The organism is Achromobacter sp. JD417 (assembly GCF_041879325.1).
Classification (GTDB): domain Bacteria; phylum Pseudomonadota; class Gammaproteobacteria; order Burkholderiales; family Burkholderiaceae_B; genus Achromobacter; species Achromobacter mucicolens.
On sequence record NZ_CP087159.1, the window covers coordinates 3,220,304 to 3,240,140 of the forward strand.

15 protein-coding genes are annotated in these 19,837 nt (G+C 66.2%); 6 read left to right on the plus strand and 9 right to left on the minus strand.

Going from position 1 to position 19,837, the window contains the following annotated elements; translation table 11 throughout:
* The first annotated feature begins 55 nt into the window (after window positions 1-55).
* Window positions 56-1,168, plus strand: coding sequence for a cyclic nucleotide-binding domain-containing protein (locus LN047_RS14765; protein WP_373979403.1), 1,113 nt, complete (start codon window positions 56-58; stop codon window positions 1,166-1,168).
* Between the two features lie 141 nt (window positions 1,169-1,309).
* The gene (locus tag LN047_RS14770) at window positions 1,310-2,320 is read left to right on the plus strand and encodes a Bug family tripartite tricarboxylate transporter substrate binding protein (protein WP_373979404.1); all 1,011 of its coding nucleotides are present in this window, start codon (window positions 1,310-1,312) and stop codon (window positions 2,318-2,320) included.
* Window positions 2,321-2,378: 58 nt separating this feature from the next.
* Here the strand turns inward: LN047_RS14770 and LN047_RS14775 are convergent, their stop codons facing one another.
* The 3 genes from LN047_RS14775 to LN047_RS14785 are packed head-to-tail and all read right to left on the minus strand — an operon-like array spanning window position 2,379 to window position 5,245.
* Complete coding sequence (locus tag LN047_RS14775; protein ID WP_373979405.1) at window positions 2,379-4,286, minus strand: amidohydrolase; 1,908 nt, start codon at window positions 4,284-4,286, stop codon at window positions 2,379-2,381.
* Complete coding sequence (locus LN047_RS14780) at window positions 4,279-4,578, minus strand: XapX domain-containing protein (protein ID WP_373979406.1); 300 nt, start codon at window positions 4,576-4,578, stop codon at window positions 4,279-4,281. The genes LN047_RS14775 and LN047_RS14780 overlap by 8 nt, the downstream gene beginning before the upstream one ends.
* Before the next feature lie 13 nt (window positions 4,579-4,591).
* Complete coding sequence (locus tag LN047_RS14785) at window positions 4,592-5,245, minus strand: hydrolase (RefSeq protein WP_373979407.1); 654 nt, start codon at window positions 5,243-5,245, stop codon at window positions 4,592-4,594.
* 135 nt (window positions 5,246-5,380) lie between these two features.
* On the opposite strand from LN047_RS14785, the gene LN047_RS14790 reads away from it, so the two are divergent.
* Together LN047_RS14790 and LN047_RS14795 are read left to right on the plus strand one after the other, a co-directional pair.
* Window positions 5,381-6,586, plus strand: coding sequence for an alpha/beta hydrolase family protein (locus tag LN047_RS14790; protein ID WP_373979408.1), 1,206 nt, complete (start codon window positions 5,381-5,383; stop codon window positions 6,584-6,586).
* A gap of 68 nt (window positions 6,587-6,654) precedes the next feature.
* Complete coding sequence (locus tag LN047_RS14795) at window positions 6,655-8,568, plus strand: radical SAM protein (RefSeq protein ID WP_312541501.1); 1,914 nt, start codon at window positions 6,655-6,657, stop codon at window positions 8,566-8,568.
* A 12-nt stretch (window positions 8,569-8,580) separates the two neighbouring features.
* On the opposite strand, the gene LN047_RS14800 is transcribed toward LN047_RS14795, so the two are convergent.
* Window positions 8,581-9,915: an MFS transporter gene (locus LN047_RS14800; protein WP_373979409.1), complete on the minus strand. Its 1,335-nt coding sequence runs from the start codon at window positions 9,913-9,915 to the stop codon at window positions 8,581-8,583.
* Window positions 9,916-10,415: 500 nt separating this feature from the next.
* Between LN047_RS14800 and LN047_RS14805 the strand changes: the two genes are divergently transcribed.
* Window positions 10,416-13,868 carry an autotransporter outer membrane beta-barrel domain-containing protein gene (locus LN047_RS14805; protein ID WP_373979410.1) on the plus strand — a complete coding sequence of 1,151 codons (3,453 nt, stop codon included), beginning with the start codon at window positions 10,416-10,418 and terminating at the stop codon, window positions 13,866-13,868.
* A 26-nt stretch (window positions 13,869-13,894) separates the two neighbouring features.
* Here LN047_RS14805 and LN047_RS14810 read toward each other — a convergent pair whose 3' ends face one another.
* Window positions 13,895-14,461, minus strand: a complete 567-nt coding sequence (locus LN047_RS14810; protein ID WP_223575719.1) for a hypothetical protein — start codon at window positions 14,459-14,461, stop codon at window positions 13,895-13,897.
* 300 nt (window positions 14,462-14,761) lie between these two features.
* Here LN047_RS14810 and LN047_RS14815 point away from each other — a divergent pair, with 300 nt between their 5' ends.
* Entirely contained in the window at window positions 14,762-15,592 is an 831-nt protein-coding gene (locus LN047_RS14815) for a DUF4189 domain-containing protein (protein WP_373979411.1), read from the plus strand.
* A 96-nt stretch (window positions 15,593-15,688) separates the two neighbouring features.
* On the opposite strand, the gene LN047_RS14820 is transcribed toward LN047_RS14815, so the two are convergent.
* The 4 genes from LN047_RS14820 to LN047_RS14835 all read right to left on the minus strand — a co-directional run bounded on the left by LN047_RS14820 (window position 15,689) and on the right by LN047_RS14835 (window position 19,779).
* On the minus strand, window positions 15,689-16,525 hold the full coding sequence (locus LN047_RS14820; protein ID WP_056318536.1) for an alpha/beta fold hydrolase: 837 nt from the start codon (window positions 16,523-16,525) through the stop codon (window positions 15,689-15,691).
* Window positions 16,526-16,667: 142 nt separating this feature from the next.
* Window positions 16,668-17,051, minus strand: coding sequence for a response regulator transcription factor (locus LN047_RS14825; protein ID WP_373979412.1), 384 nt, complete (start codon window positions 17,049-17,051; stop codon window positions 16,668-16,670).
* A gap of 116 nt (window positions 17,052-17,167) precedes the next feature.
* On the minus strand, window positions 17,168-17,818 hold the full coding sequence (locus tag LN047_RS14830; RefSeq protein WP_056318538.1) for a response regulator transcription factor: 651 nt from the start codon (window positions 17,816-17,818) through the stop codon (window positions 17,168-17,170).
* Window positions 17,815-19,779, minus strand: coding sequence for an ATP-binding protein (locus LN047_RS14835; protein ID WP_373979413.1), 1,965 nt, complete (start codon window positions 19,777-19,779; stop codon window positions 17,815-17,817). Before LN047_RS14835 ends, LN047_RS14830 begins: the two co-directional genes overlap by 4 nt.
* Window positions 19,780-19,837: the final 58 nt, after the last annotated feature.

Consider the following 19,837-nt stretch of genomic DNA (forward strand, 5'->3'; position numbering starts at 1 on the left):
GGTAACGTGATCGCAATATCCCGCCCATTCTCCCGGATGATCCGATAGCGTCTCCATGAGTCGACTTGCCGCCGGCGCCGCACCGGCCACGCCGCCCGCCGATCTGGCCGCCTTGCACGCCCAGGCCTTTCCCATGCTGCCCAGTGCCATGATCGAGCGCGCCGCGGCGTACGGCGACGAGGTTTCAGCCGAACCGGGCCGCGTGCTGCTCAACAGCGGCGACCGCGAAGCCGCCTTCTACATCCTGCTGCACGGGTACATCGAGGTGCTGGAAGCGCAGGCGGGCGGCGTCCTGCGCAGTCTGCTTGTGCATCGTGACGGCGAGTTCACGGGCAGCCTGGACCTCTTTACGGACAGGCCGAACTCGGTCACCGTGCGCGCCAGCACCCCAAGCCGGCTGCTGCGCGTAAGCCGCGCGGCGCTCGAGTCGCTGATATTGGAAGACCGGCCGATGGCGGAAATCATCCTGCGCGCATTCGTGCTGCGCCGCATCGGCTACCTGCGCCAGCGGCCCTATGGCGGCGCGATCCTGCGCTCGACAGCGCGGGCAGGGCAGGAAGACCCCGTGATGGATCTGGCGGTGATCGGAGGCGGCCCCGCAGGCCTGGCCGCCGCGGCCTACGCCGCATCCGAGGGCTTGCAAACCCTGTTGGTGGGCGGCTCGCTGTCCTGCGGCGACGCGCCCGGGCTGGACATACTGAACGGGTTTCCCGGCACGATCACCGGATTGTGCGACGGGCCGCTGCTGCGCCGCGCCGAGGACCAGAGCAGGCGCTTTGGCGCGCACCTGCTGCCGCTACGTACCGTCAGCCGCTTTGACGGCGGGTGTTATCCCTACCGCGTGTGGCTGGACGACGGCCGGATGATCGAGGCGCGCAGCCTGATCGTGGCAACGGGAACGCAGGCGGGCGATGGCGCAGGGACGAGCGTTCAAGCGAATACCGCGTGGCTGGACGGGTGGCTCGATACGGACGACCGGGGCTACATCCATACGGGGCTGGCGGCAGCGGGGTCGATGCAGGCGCGCGATTACGAAAGTTCGCAGCCGGGCGTATTTGCGGTGGGCGCGGCGCGCGCGGGGTCGGTGAAACACGTGTTGGCGTGCATCGCAGAGGGCGCCGCCGCAGTGCGGATTGTGCATCGGTTTCTGGATGCGTCGGCGCATTGACCGCCGGTCCCTCATCCAGACGCCCTAATACCCGCAAGGATTTTTTAGTCAGACCATAATTATTTTTCCCTTTTCGCAGCCGGTAGTTTGCGAACATGCGCTTAAAGCTTTCAAGCCAGAAGAGCGCATCGGGAGACAACCATGATCTGTAAGCACGCCGCGCGCAAGCGCGTCCATATCGTCGCGGCCGGCTTTATCGCGGTTGCCGCGTTCGCCTTGCCCGGTCAGGCTTGCGCGCAGGCCGCCGACAGCTACCCTAGCAAACCCATCCGCCTGATCATTCCTTACCCGCCGGGCGGCGCGACCGACGTTATCGGACGCATCGTGGGCCAGCGCCTGAGCGAAGCGATCGGCGGCCAGGTCGTCATCGAAAACCGGGGCGGGGCAGGCGGCAACATCGGCGCCGCCGAGGTAGCGCGCGCGCAGCCGGACGGCTATACGCTCCTGATGGGCGCCTTGACCTCGCACTCGGTCATGGCGACCCTGGAGAAAGACAGCATTGCGTACGACCTGCGCAAGGATCTGGTGCCCGCGGGGGTGGTCGGCTTCGTGCCGCTGGTGGCCGTGGTCAATCCCAAGCTGCCCATCAAGTCGCTGGCCGAACTGGTGACCTACGCCAAGGCCAATCCGGGCAAGCTCAACTTTGCCTCTTCGGGCGCCGGCGCGCCGCAGCGCATGGCCATGGAGCTGTTCAAGCAGATCGCGGGCGTCAACATTGTGCATGTGGCCTATCGCGGCAGCGGGCCGGCCATGACCGATCTGGTCGGTGGGCAGGTCGAGACGATGACCGAGACGGTGCCCGCCGCGATCTCCTTCATCAAGTCGGGCCAGCTGCGTCCGTTGGCGGTGCTTACGCCGCAGCGCATCTCGATGTTGCCGGACATACCCACCGCCGAAGAGCAGGGCTTCAGCGGCTTTAACGTCAGCTCGCTCTTCGGGGTGATGGCGCCTGCCGGCACGCCGGCGCCCATCGTGGCCAAGATCAACAAGGCGCTGACCACCGCGCTGGCAAAGGACGACGCCAAGGCCCAGATGCTGCAGCAAGGTGTCTACGCGGACCCGCTGGATGTGGACGCTTCCAAGGCGCGCCTGAGCGCCGAAATCGAGCAATGGGCAAAGGTCATCCGCGAAGGGGGAATCACCGCCAAGTGACGGTTCAGGCGTAACCCGCGCGGCCGAGGGGGTGACGCCTCGGCTGCGTGATGCGCCCCTAGACCGCCCAGCAGGCGCAGCCCAAAGCGCCCCAGAATCCTTTCAGGTCGGAGACGGGTAGTTTGCTGGCCCAGGCCCCAGCGTGCTGGTGGCCGTGGACATTGCAGTCGTTGGCGCAGGCGCAGGCGGCCGCGGCCTCGCGCAGGGTGGCCTGCAGCGGCTTGCCTTCGCTGTCGCCCCAGCCGCCGTAGCCGCCGAACAGGCGTGTGGGCGACCAGTCGGGCATGGCGGGCGGCGGTGCGGCCTCGTCGTGCGCCGCGAATTCACCCGCGCCCCAGACCACTTTGCCGCCCACGACAGTGAGCAGGCTGCTGGTGTCCGCAATCTCGGACTCGGGGCACGAGAAGAAGTCGCGATCCGGCACAACCAGATCGGCCAGTTGGCCGACGGCGATGCGGCCCTTTTTGCCTTGCTCGTTGGAAAACCAGGTGACGTTCTCGGTCCACATGCGCAGGGCAGCATCGCGGTCCAGGCAGTTGCGCTGCGGCGTCAGGCGCAGGCCGCCCACCGTCTTGCCGGTGATGAGCCACGACAGCGACACCCACGGGTTGTAGGAAGCCACGCGGGTGGCGTCGGTGCCGGCCGACACGTTGACGCCTTTTTCGAGCATGCGCTTGACGGGGGGCGTCGCTTCGGCCGCGCCCGGGCCGTAGCGTTCGACGAAGTATTCGCCCTGATAGGCCATGCGATGCTGCACGGCCACGCCGCCGCCCAGGGCGGCAATGCGGTCGATGGAGCGTTCGGAGATGGTCTCTGCGTGGTCGAAGAACCAGTTCAGCCCCGCCAGCGGCACGTCCTTGTTCACGCGCTCGAACACATCCAGCGAGCGCGAGATGGTCTCGTCGTAGGTGGCGTGCATGCGCCAGGGCCAGCGGTTCTGCGCCAGGATGCGCACCACTTCCTCGAGTTCGCCTTCCATCTCGGGTCCCATTTCGGGACGCGGTTGGCGGAAGTCTTCGAAGTCGGCGGCGGAAAAGACCAGCATTTCGCCCGCGCCGTTGTGGCGGAAATAATCGGTGCCTTGCTTGTACTGCGAAGTGGCCGTCCAGTTCAGGAAGTCTTCTTTCTCCTGCTTGGGCTTTTGCGTGAACAGGTTGTAGGCCAGGCGGATCGTCAGTTGGCCGGCGTTGGCCAGTTGCTGGATGACCTGGTAGTCCTCGGGGTAGTTCTGGTTTCCACCGCCCGCATCGATGGCGCCGGTGACGCCCAGGCGGTTCAGGTCGCGCATGAAGTGGCGCGTGGAATTGAGCTGGTATTCGAAGGGCAGCTTGGGACCCTTGGCCAGGGTGGCGTACAGGATCGACGCGTTGGGCTTGGCAAGCAGCAGGCCGGTCGGATTGCCGGCCGAGTCACGCACGATCTCGCCGCCGGGAGGCGCGGGGGTGTTCTTGTCGTAGCCGACCGCGCGCAGGGCGGCGGCGTTGAGCAGGGCGCGGTCATACAAGTGCAGGATGAACACGGGCGTATCGGGCGCCACGGCGTTCAGTTCTTCGATGGTGGGCAGGCGCTTTTCCGCGAACTGGTGTTCGGTGAAGCCGCCGACCACGCGCACCCATTGCGGCGCGGGCGTGATGGCTACCTGGCGGCGCAGCATGGCCATGGCGTCGGCCAGGCTGGTCACGCCGTCCCAGCGCAGTTCCATGTTGTAGTTCAGGCCGCCGCGGATGATGTGCAGGTGGTTGTCGATCAGTCCGGGCAGCACGCCGCGTCCGCCCAGCGCGATGATGCGGGTGGCCGGGCCGGCCAGCGGCAGAATGTCGCCAGCGGCGCCCACGCGCGTGAACCGGCCGTCCTTGATGGCGACGGCGTCGGCGATGGGATTGGCGGGGTCAAGGGTGGTGAACCGGCCCTGATGCAAGATGAGGTCGGGGGCGCCTTGGGGCGCGGGGTCCAGGGTATCAGCCATTGCGCTTGTCTCCACATGCATCGGCGGGTTGTTGGGCGGTGTCGGCGGATGCCTTGGGGCAGCTAGGCAGTTCGCCGAACATGTGCGGTTTTACCTGTTCATGGATGAAGGACGTGCGGGCGGGCTCGTCCGCCAGCAGGCGCTTGACCAGCGGGGGAATCTGCTCCCCCGCCAGAATGCCCAGCAGGCCAACCAGCGCGATGACGGGCGGCGCCGGCGATCGCACATTGAACAGGGCATAGATGGTACCGACCAGCAGGCCGAGTCCCAAGGAAACGAGGTAGACCTTCATGGGTGCGCTCCTGTCAGCCTTCGTGGGCGTTGAACATGGACTTGGCGTAGAGGATGCCCAGGCCGTAGGCGCCGCCGAACTTGCTGGCGATGCCGGTCGTCATGCCGTAGGTATCGATGCGCGCCCAGTCGCGCTGCATCTCCAGCAGGTATTGCAAAGCCGTGATGGGCTGGCCGCCTGCCTGCACGATACGCTCAATGGCGCGGTTGTGGGCTTCGGCGGACACGTCGCCGCAGGCGTCGGCGATGACATAGACCTCGAAGCCCTGGTCCAGCGCGGACAGGGCCGGGCCGACGATGCACACGCTGGTCCACAGGCCCGCCAGCACAATGCGCTTCTTGCCGATTTCGTTAACCTGCTTGATGACGGCGGCGTCTTCCCAGGTGTTCATGGAGGTGCGGTCCATCAGCGGCCGGCCGCGGAACGGGACGGTGACTTCCTCGAACATGGGGCCGGAAAAGCGCTTCTCGGCAACGGTCGTCAGGATGGTGGACACGCCAAAGCCGGCGGCGGCTTGGGCCACCAGCGCGGCGTTGCTGCGCAGCGTGACGGCATCGATCGAATGGGTGGCAAACGCCATCTGCGACTGGAAGTCGATCATGATGAGCGTGTGGTCGTGCGGGGACAGCAGCCTGGCGCCGGGCGTGGGGGTCGCATTGATGGGCATGGATGACTCCTTCGGTTGCCATAATGGATGACTCGCGCAATGTGCCAGCCGGCCCGCCTGCCGTATTGAAGGATAGTCCGCCAGTTTGTAGATTGTGATTGCGGCGGCCTTGCCGTCCTGACTCAGGAGAAACCCATGGGCCTGGCTTTCCAGAACGAACTCCATGACGATTTCGGCACGCGGCCGGTGGCTTACATGTCCTACGGCGGGGCGGATCTGGGAGAGATCCTGGCGGTGGGCCGCGCGGTGGGTAGCGGCGACGACACTGCGTTCTTCGAGGCCTGGATGGCGGCGGGCGACCGTCTGGCCGCCGAGGCGCAAGACGCTGAACGCCGCAACCTGCTTGCCAGCGCGCGTGAACTGCATCTGCGCGCCAGCGCCTTCTATTCGACGGCTTACCGGCCCTTGTACGGCGCGCCCACGGACGCGCGGCTGCTTGCGGCTTTTCGCAAGCAGATGGGGGCTTTCGACCGGGGACTGGCGCTGTCCGCGCATCCGGTCAGACCGATGCGCATTGCGCTGGACGGCGCATACATGCCTGCCTATCTGGTGCCGGCTGCGGGTCAGGAGGCCGACATCAGGCCGCTCGTCATCTTCACCAACGGTTATGACGCCACGGTGACCGACATGTACTTCGCGAGCGCCGTGGCCGCCGCGCGCCGGGGCTACCACGCGCTGGTGTTCGACGGCCCCGGGCAGGGCGGCATGCTTTACGAACAGGGCGTGCCCATGCGTCCCGATTGGGAGACAGTAGTGAGCGCGGTGGTGGACTGCGCCGTCGCGATGCCCATCGTCGACGCAAGCCGAATTGCCCTCAGCGGCTGGAGCCTGGGCGGGCATCTGGCGCCACGCGCGGCGTCGGGCGAACCGCGGCTTGCGGCCTGCATTGCGGACCCCGGGCAATGGAGCGTCGCGGGCCTGTTCCGGCCGCTGGCGGTCAAGCTCGGCGCCAGTCCGGAAAGCGCGGCGAACATGGGTGAACTGGAAGCGCCCGTGATGGACCGCCTGTGGCAGTTCGTCTTGTCCAGTCCGGCGCTCACGTGGAAGGTGGTACAGCGCGGCTTTTGGGTGCACGGCGTGGACAATCTGCGCGACTACCTGCGCGCGGTGGAGCTATTCACCCTGGACGGCCGTATCCAGGGCATCATGTGTCCCACCCTTGTAACACTGGCCGAAAACGACCCGCTTGCTGCCGGCACCCAGCAGTTCTTCGATCAGTTGCGCTGCCCCAAGACCCTGCTGCGCTTCACGGCGCAGGAGGGCGCCGGCGATCATTGCGAATCGGCGAATCGGTCGCTCTTGAACCGCCGCGTGCTCGACTGGCTGGACGGCGTCTTATAAGGCGCGAAGGCGGGCTGCCTATAATTGCATCCGATCCCCGCTTTCTGACGGCAGCTCTGCCGTGCCTCATGTCGACCTTGCCCTTGCGCGTGCTGTCGGTGATTCCACCGATGACGCAGCTGAACACTCCCTATCCGTCCACCGCCTATCTGACCGGCTTCCTGCGGTCGCGCGACGTCACTGCGTTCCAGGAAGATCTGGCGCTGGCCCTGGTGCTGCGCCTGCTCTCGGCCGACGGCCTGCGGGCCGTGGCAAGCCGCATCGACGCGCTGCCCCTTGAAAAGCACACGCAGCCCATCCAGGCATTCGTCGCCATGCAGTCGCGTTATCTGGCCACCATCGGCCCGGTGATCGCCTTTCTGCAAGGCCGCGACCCCACGCTGGCGCATCGCATTGCGGGGCGTAACTACCTGCCCGAGGGGCCGCGCTTTGCGACGCTGGATGTCTACATGGACGAGGACGGTGGCGATCCGCTGGGCTGGGCGTTTGGCGCGCTGGGGTTGCAGGACCGGGCCAAGCACCTGGCCACGCTGTACCTGAATGACCTGGCCGACGTGCTGCGCGACGCGATCGATCCGCGCTTCGAGTTCGTGCGCTATGCCGAATCGCTTGCGGGCAGCCAGCCCACGTTCGACCCGCTGGCCGAGGCGCTGGACGCCCCGCTGAACCTGGTGGACGAGACGCTGCGTGAACTTACCGAGGCCGCCCTGGCGCGCCATAAGCCGACGATGGTCCTGTTGTCGGTGCCGTTTCCGGGCGCGGTGTACGCCGCTTTCCGTATCGCGCAGGCCATCAAGGCGCAGGACCCCGGCATCGTCACCGTGCTGGGCGGGGGCTTTGTCAACACCGAATTGCGCGAACTGAAAGACCCGCGCGTGTTCGATTACTTCGATTTCGTCACGCTGGACGCGGGCGAGCGGCCGCTGCTGGCGCTGCTGGAACACGTGCAGGGCAAGCGGTCGCGTCAGCGCCTGGTGCGCACCTTCGTGCGCGATGCCGACAGCGGCGCGGTGCGCTACATCAACCTGGTCGAGCCCGACGTCGCATTTGCCGAAGTGGGCACGCCCACGTGGGACGGCCTGCCGCTGGATCGCTACCTGTCGCTGCTGGACATGCTGAACCCGATGCACCGGCTCTGGAGCGACGGCCGCTGGAACAAGCTGACCGTGGCGCACGGCTGCTACTGGAAGAAGTGCAGCTTCTGCGACGTGGGGCTGGACTACATCGGCCGCTATGAGGGCGCGTCGGCCTCCGTGCTGGCCGATCGCATCGAAACCATCGTGGCCGAGACCGGGCAGACGGGTTTTCATTTCGTCGACGAAGCCGCGCCGCCCAAGGCGCTCAAGGCCTTGGCGGCCGAGCTGATCGAACGCAACACCGGGATTTCCTGGTGGGGCAACATCCGCTTCGAAAAGACCTTCAGCCCGGAACTGTGCGAACTGCTGGCCGACAGCGGCTGCATTGCGGTTTCAGGCGGCCTTGAGGTCGCCTCGGACCGGTTGCTGAACCTGATGAAAAAGGGCGTGTCGATCGACCAGGTGGCGCGCGTGACGCGTGCGTTCAGCGATGCCGGGGTGCTGGTGCACGCCTACCTGATGTACGGTTTTCCGACGCAGACCGTGCAGGACACTGTCGATGCGCTGGAGTACGTGCGCCAGCTGTTCGAAAACGACTGCATCCAGAGCGGGTTCTTTCACCGCTTCGCCTGTACGGTGCATTCGCCGGTGGGTCAGAATCCGGACGAATACGGCATCAAGCTCAAACCCTTGCCCGAGGTCACGTTTGCCAAGAACGACGTGGGCTTTCATGACCCCACGGGCGTGGATCACGACGCGCTGGGCAAGGGCCTGAAGAAGGCCATCTACAACTTCATGCACGGCATCGGGCTGGAAGAGGACGTGCGCAGCTGGTTCCCGTTCAAGGTGCCGCGCACGACGGTGGCGCGGAACCGCATTGCGCGCGCGTTGAACCAGCGCGGCTGATGCAGCCGCCGGTCAGGCCGCCGGCGGGACCTCCTGCACCGTGGAAAGCACGGGCTCGGCCGCCTCGGCGCCGGGCACTGCGTGGGTCAGGTCCTCGGTCATCTCGTGGTCCAGCGCGCCCTGGAACAGGTCTTCGGTCACGCGCAGTTCCACCCCCACCGGCGACATCTGCGCGGCTGCTGCAAAGGGCGCCACCGGCGCCGGCGCCGGGCGCTCGTTGCGGCGCCAGACGAAAAAGGTGACCAGCCCAAGGTTGAGCAGCGCAAAGCACCAGAACAGGCCCGCTTCGCCGAACTTCGTCATCACGGGCGAGATGGCCAGCGGGCTGAGCGCCGAGCCCAGCGAATTGATGAGCAGCAAACCCTGGATCATGCGCACCAGCGCGTCGGCTGGCGCGCGATCCGCCGCATGGCTGACGGCCACCGGATAAATGGCGAAGACGCCACCGCCCAGCAGGAACAACAGCGGCATCAGCAGCGGCGAGGCGGGCGGCAGCAACAGGATCAGCACGCTGAGAACGGCGCAGAACACGGCCAGCGCGATCAGCACCACCTGGCGGTCGCGCCGGTCCGACCAGCGCCCCACCGGATACTGCAGGACCATGGCGCCCAGGATCACGGCGCCCATCATCTTGCCGACCTCGGCAACGTCCAGCCCGATACGCTGCAGATACAGCGGCAGCAGCGTGTAGACGGCGGCAATCGCGACGCCCGACCCGAAGCAGCCCATCACGCCCGTGGGCGTCATGCGGGCCAGGTGCTGCGGCAGCAGCGGCTCGACGCGTTCCACCAGCGGCGATACGCGCGGAATGATGACCATGGGCATCACGGACAGCGATGCCAGCAGGCCGGCCACCATGAACGGCGCCATGGGGCCCAACTGGGTGATGGCGCCCAATTCCAGCTGGCCCAACATGCCCGAGCCATACAGCGCGATCATGTACAGCGCCAGCAGCCGCCCGCGCACCTTCGCGTCGCCCGCCAGCAGCAGCCAGCTTTCCACGACCAGGAATACGCCCACGCTCGCCCAGCCGTTGATCAGACGCAGCACGAACCAGGCTTCGCGGTTGAAGATCAGGCCCTGCAGCAGCACTGTCACGGCGATGAGCGAGGCAAAGCTGCTGTAGGCGCGGATATGGCCGATGCGCAGGATCAGGCGGTCATTGAAGATCGCGCCCAGCGTCAGACCGATGAAGTACGACGACGAAATGATGCCGATGACGGTGGCCGATTCGCCGGCCGCGTCCAACTGCAAGGTCGTCAGGGAAGAGATGAAGGCGTTGCCGATGCAGACAACGAACAAGCCAAGAAGGGGCCCGAGCACCAGGCCCAACAACTGCCGAGACATGAAATCCTCGATTTCCAGAACAGCACAAAGCATCCGGTGCGACCGGACAAACGATCAATGGGGTTGGGGGGATGCGTCATGGTTCGCCTGGCTTGGGGAGGGCAATGCCATGCGCTTGGGCGCGGGCCGGGCGGCGCAAGGCGCGCACGGCGGGAATCCGGCGCGGATTGTAGCGCCGATTGCGGCGGCGCCCCGGCGCGTCCGGTGGGCGGTGACCGGCGTTGTCCGGTCGGCGCGATGCGCCCGGCATCAAATCCTCGATAGAAAGACGTGAATATCAGATTGATCTGAGTAAATCAGAGTATTTGTGCTCAATATTTATTGGGAAGAGTTTTCTAGCATGAACCCCCTAATGCGAACGTCCTGCGTCGATTGCGACCGACTGGAATTGGCTGCGCCGCTTCCCGTCCACTCGCAGCGCGTCATGACGTTGCAGGTTTATCAGCCAATCTATGCAAGGGGGGCAAATGCGTTCAGGGTGCGAATCTGTGGAAAGCGGCGTGCATGCGGTTTCAAAGGCAACCGGTCACGCCAAAGTAAAAAATTCCATATTCACCGATCGCGGAAACTCTGGACCAGGCGTTTTCAAACGCCGCCGCGCAACGTGTTTTATCGCCGGCGTCGCGTTGCTGGCTCCGGTCTCGGCGCTGGCGGACATCATCGGTGAAAGCGGGGTGGCCGGCCTGGGCGGCACGACCGGCATGCGGGGCGGCGATGGCGGCGCGGGGCATACCGCGGTCGTGATCACGGACACCACGCCGTTCGAGAACGCGGAACGCCTGATCGGCGGCGCGGGCGGCGGTGGCGGCGGCGGGGGCGGGGGCGGGGGCCAGGTAAGCGGCAGCGGTGGAGCCGGAGGCAATGGCGGCCAGGGCGGACACGGTGTCGAGCTGGCCGCGGACGGCGCGGTGCTGACGAACCGCGACCTGCTGCAAGGGGGGGCCGGTGGCGGCGGCGGAGGCGGCGGCGGCAGCGCGTTCAACTCAGGGTCGGCCGCCGGGGGGCGAGGCGGCGATGGTGTCGGCGGCGCGGGCGGCGGCGGCGGCGGTGGGGGCGACATTCCCTTGAATGGCGTGCCTATGCTGCCAGGCGACGGCGGCAACGGCGGTCAACCAGGGCTGGATGGCACCGTGGGCAGCGCTTTTTATGGGGCCGGCGGCGGCGGTGCGGGCGGCAGCATCAATCCGTTTGGCTGCGGAAGCGGCGCTGGCGCCGATAGTGGTTGCGGTGGTGCGGCTGGGGCCGGCGGCGGGTCGGCCTGGGGCGCGGGTGGCGGGCAGCCTGGCGCCTCCACCAACCTGAATGGCGCAAACGCCGCGCGCGTAGTTTCTTCCCGGACCGGCGCCGGAGGCGGCGGGGGGGGCGCGCCCGGTGGAGTGGGCGGCAGAGGCGGCGGCGCCGAAGGCGGTCCTACGGGGTCAAGCGCTGGCGGCACGTCGTTGGGCGGCTATGGCATACACGTCGTGGGCGCCAACACCGTGATCACGAACGCCGGCCGCATTGTCCCAGGCACGGGGTCGACGCAATCGGTGGCGATCCTGTACGCCGACACGGCCCACAATTCGGTGCTGCGCTTGCAGGCCGGCAGCCAAATCCAGGGCATCGTGGATGCCACCCGATCCACCAACAACACGCTCGTGCTCGACGGGGCGGCGGGCGTCGACCCGATGACCGGTGCTTCAATGGCTTTCGACGTGTCGAAGTTGGGCGCCGCGGGGGGCGTTGGCGCCAACTCGGACGTTTACCAGGGCTTCTCGGCTTTCGAGAAAACCTTCGAAGGCACCTGGCAATTGATCAATGCGCCCACGCAGGCACGCACGCCGTGGCGCATCACGAGCGGCACATTGGCCATCGCCAGCGGCGACAGTCTAGGCAGCACGCTCGATGCCGTGACGCTGGACGGCGGAACGCTGCAACTCCAGGACAATGCGGCCCTCCACCATGATGTGGTCGTCAACAGTACGGGCGCGATTAGCGTCGACGACGGACAGCAGTCGGTGCTGCATGGCGTGCTGACCGGAGACGGCAGCCACTTTGCCAAGACGGGCGACGGATCCCTGGCCATCGCAGGAGACGGCAACTTCCACGGCGTCACGCAGATTGACGCCGGCACGCTGCAACTCGGCGCGGGCGGCACAAGCGGCGCCATCGGAAGCGGCGCCGTCATCAACCACGGCAGGCTGGTCTTCAACCGCACGGATGACGTTGTGATCGGCAACGCGATCGCGGGCACGGGGGACGTGGTGCAAGCGGGCTCGGGCTCGACGACGCTGACGGGTCCGCTGACTTACACCGGCATGACACACCTGTACCAGGGCGAACTGGCCATTGACGGTACGACGCTGGGCTCGATGTCAAGCGTGGCGGGCGTCATGGCAAAGCTCCCGCCGCAACACACGCTGACCTTGCGCAATGCCGAGTTGAACGGCTGGATGCATGTGCCAGGCACATTGAACGTGGATGCCTCCAGCCGCTGGAACGTGCTCATCGGCCCGGACAATCCCGCATACAACCCCGCATACGCGACCATCAGTCACGGGACCGTTCTCAGCTTCGCTGGCGAGATCAACCTTGCTGGCCGCATCAACTTCATGCCGCCCGGCACGGCCAATGGCCCATCTGGCGGCACCGTGCTGGTCGCCAACAATCTGAACGGCCAGGGCGGTATCGTCCAGCTGCATGTGCAGTCGACGGAAACCGGGTTCACCGATCTCATTCAGCTGAACGGCGGCGCCGTCGGAACGACGCATCTGGTTTTGCAAATGGGTGAATCCTCCGTCGGGGACGCGCTTACGGGCGACGGCGTGATGGTGGTCAAGGCAAATGGCCCGACCGACAACGCGTTCGTGCAACGGGAGGAAACGCCAGGGGGAAACCGCAGAGGGGCTTTTCTCTATCGGTTGCAACACGGATCAAGTGTCGTCAATGGCGTACAGGCTGCTCCGCATAATTGGTATGTGCGCACCGAAGCGCGGCCCGAGGTTTCGCTGTATTCCCAACTGGGTAATCAGGCCGCACGTCATGGCGAACTGACCATCGGTACCTTGACTGACCGGATGGGATCCACGGAGAGCCTGGCCCGCAAGGTTTACCCCTTTGTTTGGGGCCGCGCCCTGGCCGACACTGGGCGCAATCGCGGCAATGGCACCGGGCTGGCCGCGCAGGATATCGCGACGCGCTCCAGGCTGGCGGGCGTCCAGCTGGGAACCGACGTCTATGTGGACTTTCAAGGCTTGTCGCGGCGCAGTGCAGGGGTCTTCGCGTCTGCCAGCACCATGAAGACCGACGTGGACCATTATCTGAACGTCGGCAATGAAACCGTCGATGCGGGGCGTAGCGATCAGTCGGCATACAGCCTGGGGGGCTACTACACGTTGCTGGACGGAAAGGGCGGTTATCTGGATCTGGTCACGCAGGTCAGCCGCTACGACGTCAAGGCGAACTCGGCGGCGGGCGAAGGCCAGTTGAACACCACGGGTTGGGGCGGCTTGATCTCGGCGGAGGCTGGAAAATCATTCGTCGTCGGCGACGAAGCCAGCAACATCCGGCTTGAGCCCCAGGCGCAGGTCATCTATCAACGGATCAAGTTCTCGGCCAGCCAGGACAACGCAAGCGCGGTGGAGTTTCCGGGCGTGAACAGCCTGACGGGCCGGCTGGGCATGCGCCTGTCCAAGACATGGGATGGCGATTCCGCCAAGGCCAGTACGGCTTGGGCGACGGTCAACCTGCTGACCTCCGCCGGCCACTCGTCAAGCCGCTATGCGACCGCCACGCAGGGGGACATCACCTTCAAAAACAAACTTGGCGGGCCGCGAGCGGGTCTGACGCTGGGATACGACAACCTGCTGGGCGGAAACACGTTCCTGAATGTTCAAGCCGGCACCGAGCAAGGTATCGGCAGCCGCAAGTCCAGCAGCTACAACCTCAACGCCGGGATCAAGATCATTTTCTAGCGATTCAGGATCAACACGCCCGGAACTTAGTTCACCACGTAATTCTTGGCTTCGGCCTCGCCGGCCCATTTGCGCAGGGCCGAAATGAATTCCGGGCACACATTGCCGTCCACGCTGGTGTCGACGATGACGCTGTCTTTCATGCGCATCAGCACCTTGCATTCGTAGATGCGCGTGCGGTTGGCATAGTGGCCCGTGGTGTTGGTCTGGAACACCGGCGTGGGCGCCGCATTTCTGTTGCCGGGGATCATGCCCACGACCTGCTGGCTGCTGCTGTCCACGACCCATTCCGTGTACGGAGCCGACTGGAAGTCGGACCATTCCAGCTCCATGGTGTTACCGACCGCACGGACCTTGGAGGGCTCGCCCAGCGCCGCGATCGCGTCGTCGATGGAGCGGCCTTCCATGTTCTTGGCCACGTTCACGCTGGGCGAGAACGACAGCCCGGACTTGAACACCTGGCTGAGCGAGGGCAGGGTGGAGCTTCCGCCTGTCGGCATCGGCGCGCAGCCGGCCAGACCCATCGCGGCAAGCATGCCCGTGAACAGGAGAATAGGTCTGCGGTTTCGGTTGGAATGCTGAGGCGACTTCATGTGTGTTGTCCAGGTTCCCGAGCCGACCGGCCTCGATCGGACGAGGGGCGGGCCGCTTGTTTCTGTTCATGACGGAGCGCCGATGAAGGGGCGCCCGCTGCGCAGGGTGACGCAGGTCGAGGCAACGATCCCCTGCGTCGTGAAGAGCGACATTTTTACCGAAAAAAGGGGCCAGATTTCGTCAGGCCATGTGTGAATTTTGTTACCTAATATGCCGCAACGTCGCTGCATACAGGGACAGAACCGGTGCAGGCTGCGCTAAGATCGTCCCCGCCCAATCCACTGGACTTCGTGACGATCATGCTTGCTCGCTTTCAATTCCTGATCCGCGCCGCATTTGCCGCCCTGGCCCTGGTGGCGGGGCTGGCCTCACCGACGGCGCATGCCGAAAAGCTCTACGGTGGCATTGCCACCGACGGCAAGCATTCGCGGATTTACTGGGTGTTGCCCGAAACCGGGGGCAAGTCGGCAGAAGCGGCCGCGGTTGCCGAATGCCGCAAGGCGGGTGGCAAGGAGTGCAAGGTGCTGAGCTGGTTTTCCGACAGCTGCATGGTGTACGCCCGCAATTCCGTCCAGGATCTGTTTCCGGGCAACAGCGTTTCGCCGGAGATGGCGGCCAAGAAAGCGATGCGCCGCTGCACGGCCGGCAGCCCCGATGGGAAGTGCCGGTTGACCACCATGCCGCTGTGCGTGGGCCCGGGTTACAGCGCCGCAGACATGCGGGCGCCCCTGCGGGCCTCGAAGGCCGAGCTGGAAAGTCTGTCCGCGAAGATGAACCAACGAGAATACTGGGGCGCCATCGCCGAAAACGACACCGGCGGACTGGTGTACTCGGATGGCTATCCCAACGAAAAGGACGCCCTGTCCAAACTACTGGACTGGGAAGACTGCAAGGACTGCCGCAAGGTGCTGACGTACACGGACAGCTGCGTGGGGATGGCCTGGGCCAAGGGGGCCAAGGGCCGCGGCACCAGCTTCACGGCGCTCAACCCCGATCCGAAGGCCGCCCGCGACGAGTCGCGCGCGACGTGCACGGCCAAGACCGGCAGCCCGGCCTGCGTCGCCATGGTGCGTTGTTCGGGCCGCGCGTATATCGACGGCTATGCCGGCCTGGACGAAAAGCCGAACTAGTCGCCGTGGCCAAGGCTGCTCGCGGCCAGGCAGCCCGAAGCGGCAGGCGAAAAAAAAGGAAGGCGGCGCCTTCCTTTTTTTGTGTTCACCGGACGATCAGCCCTTGATGAACGCCAGGAGGTCGGCGTTGATCACATCCGCGTGGGTCGTCAGCATGCCGTGCGGAAAGCCGGGATAGACCTTCAGCGTGCCATTCTTGAGCAGCTTGACCGCCAGGCGCGACGAGTCGTCGATGGGCACGATCTGGTCGTCGTCGCCATGCAGTACCAGCGTGGGCACCGTGATGGCCTTCAGGTCTTCGGTCTGGTCGGTCTCGGAGAAGGCCTTGATGCCTTCGTAGTGCGCCTTCGCGCCGCCGTTCATGCCTTGGCGCCACCAGTTGTTGATCACGCCCTGCGAGACCTTGGCGCCTTCCCGGTTGAAGCCATAGAACGGGCCGGCGGCCACGTCCAGGAAGAACTGCGCGCGGTTGTCGGCCAGGGCCTTGCGGAAGCCGTCGAATACTTCGATGGGCGTGCCGCCGGGATTGGACTCGGTCTTGACCATGAGCGGGGGGACGGCGCTGACCAGCACGGCCTTGGCGACGCGGCCCTGCGGCTCGCCGTGGCGGGCGACGTAGCGGGCGACTTCGCCGCCGCCGGTGGAGTGCCCGATGTGCACGGCGTTGCGCAGATCAAGATGCTGGGCGACGGCGGCAGCGTCGGCCGCGTAGTGATCCATGTCGTGGCCATCGCTGACCTGGGCCGAGCGGCCGTGGCCGCGGCGGTCGTGCGCAATGACACGAAAGCCCTGGGCGAGGAAGAACAGCATCTGGGCGTCCCAATCATCGCCGGACAGCGGCCAGCCATGGTGGAACATGATGGGCTGGGCCGTCTTGGGGCCCCAATCCTTGAAGAAGATTTCAACGCCGTCGGGGGTAGTGATCGTGCTCATGTCGGGTTCTCCGGGGTTAGTTGGACCGCAGGGATAGACTAGGGCCTTATGCGCTGCCGGGAAATCCTACGCTGGGCTTGGCGCGTCATACGAAGGTATAGGCGGGGTTTGGCGCCGGATGTGTCCAAAGCGCCACCACCGGCTATCGGGCGGGCTGGCAGCCCTGCAATGCGTGCGCCACGCACCGCGCCATCGCTTCGCCGTCAACCGGCTTGTCCAGGTAGGCACACGCGCCCAGCGCCAGCAGCCGCCGCTTGGCCGCCTCGGTGGGAAAGGCGGTCATGAAGATCAACGGGAACCGGCGCCCGGCCGCGATGAGCTCGGCCTGGAGCTGATCGCCCGTCATGGGCGACATCTGGACATCGGTGATCATGCAATCCGGCTCTTGGGCGTGCGCGTCGTTCAGGAATTCGGGGCCCGACCCGTAGGCCCGAACCTCGTAACCGAGCGAGCGCAGCAGGCTGGAGAGCGCGATCCTGACCCCATCGTCGTCGTCGACAACCGCGATAGTGGGAATGTGGTTCATATCAGAAAATCCTTCGGGCCGGTCGGGTCACGATACGCATCCGATGTCCGGCATGTTCCGTTATGAACCTTTGCGCCTGCCGCGGAAATCATACAGAGGTTTGTCCCAAGCGCGGGTCAGGGCGCGGAAATGCCCAGCGCCTCGGCGTGGCGGACCAGATCGGCCAGCGACCGGACCCCCATTTTGCGCATGACGTGGCCACGGTGAATCTTGACCGTGATCTCGCTCAGGCCGATCAGGCCCGCCACCTGTTTGTTCATCAGCCCGGACACCACATGCGCCATCACCTCGCGCTCGCGCGGGGTCAGCGTCTCGTAGCGGGCGCGCAGGCCGTCCATGGCCGCATCGCGCGAACGGCGCTGCGTGTCGCGTTCGATGGCGGCGGAGACGGCGTCCAGCATGTCCTGTTCGCGAAAGGGCTTGGACAGAAAGTCCACCGCGCCCGCCTTCATGGCGCGCACGGTCATGGGGATGTCGCCGTGCCCGGTGATGAACACGATGGGCAGATCGATACCTTGGCGCACCAGCTGATCCTGGAAATCCAGGCCGCTGATGCCCGGCAGGCGCACGTCCAGGACGATGCAGCCGGGCGCGTCGGGAATCTGGGTCTGCAGCAGTTCGGCGGGCGAGGCGCACAGGGTGGTGCGCAGGCCGATCGAGCGGAACAGGCTGTCGAGCGAGGCGCGGACGCTGGCCTCGTCGTCGACGACGATGACTTGCGACTGCGGGGCGGCGCTTGCGGCGCCACTGGCGGTGCGGGTGTTCATGCGGAAGGTTCCCCCTTGGTGGCGGCGAGTGTCAGCGTGAATGCGGCACCCGCGCCGGGCGTGTTGTCGACGGTAAGGCTGCCGCCATGGGCCTGCGCCGTGGTGCGGCAGATCGGCAGGCCCATGCCCATGCCTTGCGGTTTGGTGGTGAAAAATGGATCGAACAGGCGTTCCAGGTCGGCGGGCGCGATGCCGGGGCCGGTGTCGCGCACCGTGACCGCGACGCGCCCGTCCTCGTGGCGGCGCGCGCCGACGGATAGCTGGCGGGCCTGAAACTGGCCGGCCATGGCCTGGCTGGCGTTGACCATCAGATTGACCAGCACCTGCTGCAGCTGGATCCGGTCGCCCAGGACGGGCGGCAGGCCCGGTTCGATGTCGACGTTCAGCGCCACGCGCTCGCGGCTGAGCTCGTGTGCCACCAAGCGCGTGGCTTCCTCGATGACGGCGCCGATGTCCAGCGCGGCCTGCTGCACCGGCGCCTTGCTGAGGAACGCGCGGATGCGCTTGACGATTTCGCTGGCGCGCCGGCCTTCGGAGATGATGCGCTCCATCGCCAGCTCGACCTCATGCAAGTCGGGCTGCGGACGGCGTAGCCAGCGCATGCCCGCGTCGCCGCTGGTGACGACCGCCATCAGCGGCTGGTTGACCTCGTGCGCGATGGACGCGGTGAGCTCGCCCAGGGTGGCAACGCGTGCGGCGTGCGCGAGTTCGGTTTGCGCCAACAGCAGCGCGTCCTGCGCCTGCCGGCGTTCCGTGATGTCCACCACGAAAACCAGCACGGCGCCGTTGACGTCGTCGGCGGGCGGAAACGTGATGGTGAACAGCACCGGCACGCGCGCGCCGTCCGCATGCACGACTTGGGTTTCGCCTTCGTGAAAGGCGTCGCCCTGGGCAAACGCCGTCAGCGACCGCGCGAACATGCGGTCGTCCTCGCAGAGAATGTCGTCGACCGAGTACGGTCCCGGCTCGCCGGCCGGGCGGCCCACCATCGCCAGGAAGGCGGGATTCATGTCGTCCACCTTGGTCAGCTTGCGGACCTGGCCGATGAATTCGGGATTGCGCGCCAGATGCGCGGTGAGGGCGGGGCCGTCCATGAGGCCCAAGGCGGTCAGTTCGGCGCGCACGGCGCGCCAGTCTTCCTGGATGACGCCAATGCGGCTGGCGTCGAACATGCGGCGGTAGCGCCGTTCGCTGCTGACCAGCGCCGTGTAGGCGGCCTTGCGGTCGGTGACGTCGCGGTGCGTTTCCATGACGCCCGTGACGCGCCCATGATGATCGCGCTGAAGCACCCAGCGGCTTTCCAGCACCAGCGTGGCGCCTGCCTTCGTCTTCTGTTCAAGCGTGCCGTCCCAGCTGCCGGTGGCAAGCAGTTCGGCCTCGATGGCTTCGCGCCGGTCCGGATAACGCGTCTGCAGCAGCGCATCGGCGACGCGGCCCAGCGCCATGCTGGCGGGCCAGCCGTAGGTGTCTTCGGCGGTGCGGTTCCAGAAGGTGATCACACCCTGGTGATCGCGCACGAAGATCATGTCGTGCGACAGGTTGAGCAGCCGCGCCTGCGAGGCAAGCCTGCGGGTGGCGCTTTGGTTCTGCAGCGCAAGCAGCGCGGTGATGCCGATGGCGGCCAGGCTGACCAGCGCACGGGCAGTGGGCGAGCCCACGTGGTTCAGGCCGTGGGAATTCAGATAGGCCGCGATGGTGAGCAGGATGCCGCCCGCGCCCGCCACGATGATGTCCAGACGCCGCGAGGTGCGCGCGGCAAGCAGCACGACCACCACATAAAGCACGGCCACGGCGCCGTCAAAGTCGGTGAAGGTGTCCACCAGCGCAATGGCCAGCGCCAGCAGCAGGGCGGCGGCACGGAACAGGAACTGCATGCGGCGCATGCCCGTGGTCTGCGGCGCGCCGGGACGCACCGGTTGCGGCGGCTGGCCTGACGCGCTGCCGAGTGTCGACGTGAGCAAGATCCACCTCTGGGTAGGGGCGCGCGGGTCGGGCGGAAATCCAGGGGCGCGCAATGAG

Coding starts and splice junctions, on each gene's coding strand:
- LN047_RS14785 (WP_373979407.1), bottom strand. CDS start 5,245: ATGCCCATCAATGCGACCCCCACGCCCGGCGCCAGGCTGCTGTCCCCG.
- LN047_RS14770 (WP_373979404.1), top strand. CDS start 1,310: ATGATCTGTAAGCACGCCGCGCGCAAGCGCGTCCATATCGTCGCGGCC.
- LN047_RS14815 (WP_373979411.1), top strand. CDS start 14,762: ATGCTTGCTCGCTTTCAATTCCTGATCCGCGCCGCATTTGCCGCCCTG.
- LN047_RS14800 (WP_373979409.1), bottom strand. CDS start 9,915: ATGTCTCGGCAGTTGTTGGGCCTGGTGCTCGGGCCCCTTCTTGGCTTG.
- LN047_RS14820 (WP_056318536.1), bottom strand. CDS start 16,525: ATGAGCACGATCACTACCCCCGACGGCGTTGAAATCTTCTTCAAGGAT.
- LN047_RS14765 (WP_373979403.1), top strand. CDS start 56: ATGAGTCGACTTGCCGCCGGCGCCGCACCGGCCACGCCGCCCGCCGAT.
- LN047_RS14795 (WP_312541501.1), top strand. CDS start 6,655: ATGTCGACCTTGCCCTTGCGCGTGCTGTCGGTGATTCCACCGATGACG.
- LN047_RS14790 (WP_373979408.1), top strand. CDS start 5,381: ATGGGCCTGGCTTTCCAGAACGAACTCCATGACGATTTCGGCACGCGG.
- LN047_RS14825 (WP_373979412.1), bottom strand. CDS start 17,051: ATGAACCACATTCCCACTATCGCGGTTGTCGACGACGACGATGGGGTC.
- LN047_RS14830 (WP_056318538.1), bottom strand. CDS start 17,818: ATGAACACCCGCACCGCCAGTGGCGCCGCAAGCGCCGCCCCGCAGTCG.
- LN047_RS14780 (WP_373979406.1), bottom strand. CDS start 4,578: ATGAAGGTCTACCTCGTTTCCTTGGGACTCGGCCTGCTGGTCGGTACC.
- LN047_RS14810 (WP_223575719.1), bottom strand. CDS start 14,461: ATGAAGTCGCCTCAGCATTCCAACCGAAACCGCAGACCTATTCTCCTG.
- LN047_RS14775 (WP_373979405.1), bottom strand. CDS start 4,286: ATGGCTGATACCCTGGACCCCGCGCCCCAAGGCGCCCCCGACCTCATC.